At 63.3% G+C, this 1,045-nt stretch carries 1 protein-coding gene; it reads right to left on the bottom strand.

Annotated elements, in window-relative coordinates; genetic code table 11:
* The coding region (locus HV670_RS30105; RefSeq protein ID WP_281362490.1) for a phage integrase family protein at positions 1–744 on the bottom strand (744 nt) is incomplete at its 3' end.
* Positions 745–1,045 lie beyond the last annotated feature (301 nt).

The raw sequence follows: 1,045 nt of genomic DNA, 5'->3' as shown, positions 1-1,045 counted from the left end.
CAGGCGCTCGGCCTCCTTGCGGTACGTCCTCAGCGTCGCCGGTGATTCGTGCAGTGACAGCCAAGCCTGGATGGCGGCGTAGTCGTTGTCGGCATCCAGCGTGCACGTCTGTCGTGGCGCCCGGAACGTTCCGGCCGAGCCGTCCACCTCATGGGGCAGCCGCAACTGCTCCCACGGGACGACGATACCGGGCCCGGAGGTGGCGACGAGCGCCCTCGCCCGCTCTGTCAGCGCAGGGTGGGCAGCAAAGAACATCTCAATTTGCCGCGCGCTCGCGGCACCGAGACCCGGGATCACTTTCCACCATTGGCGCCGACGTGGGATCCGCACGGTCAGGTCGGCCAGTGTCGCGATACCGTGCGCTCGCAGGGCCGCCACGGCCCGAGCCGGCAGCCAGAGGTCGATGTCGTCGCTGATTCGCGGATCGGGTATCCGAGCATGCCGCAGCACGTCGATGGCCTCGTTCACTGCCCTCGCCTCCCGCAGACGCTCCCCTGCTGCGTGCGCGAGGACGGTGACAAGATCGGGGCGCCCGACCTGCCGGGCGACGTTCAAAAGCCGGCGCCGGATGACGCCAAGGATGCCACGTGCAGACCGCCCGTCGCCGAGACTCGCCGGCAGGTACCGCTCGACGGCCTGGCGCGCCGAGAGCCCGGCGTACCAGGCGCGCAACGCGGCCAGTTCGTCCGCATCGGGAAGCGCTACCCCATCGTTTTCAGGGGATCGACGGAAGGTGTCACTCATTTTCATGAACGCCAGTTTTGAACAAGAATAGGTTCGTTAAGATAACAATAGTTATCGTAACAGCACTATTCTCAAGCTATTTTCAATCGGAACTCAGTTTCCCTTCGTCCCTTCGGCGCCGGAACCTGGAGCTGTTCTTGTCCATTAGATATGACACAGAGAACCTTCAGCGACCGCGGGTAGCAAGATCGTAAGCGTCCACCCAAGGCATCTACCCCGACGTGAGCACGATCGACATGCTGTCGAATTTTTGGCGGAGCATGTTGATGGAAAACAAGGAAGTCGTGACGGTCACCCCGCG

It is taken from the genome of Pararobbsia alpina (genome assembly GCF_902859895.1).
Lineage (GTDB): Bacteria > Pseudomonadota > Gammaproteobacteria > Burkholderiales > Burkholderiaceae > Pararobbsia > Pararobbsia alpina.
The sequence above is the reverse complement of the archived record's forward strand: the minus strand, read 5'-3'. Positions and strand labels throughout refer to the sequence as shown.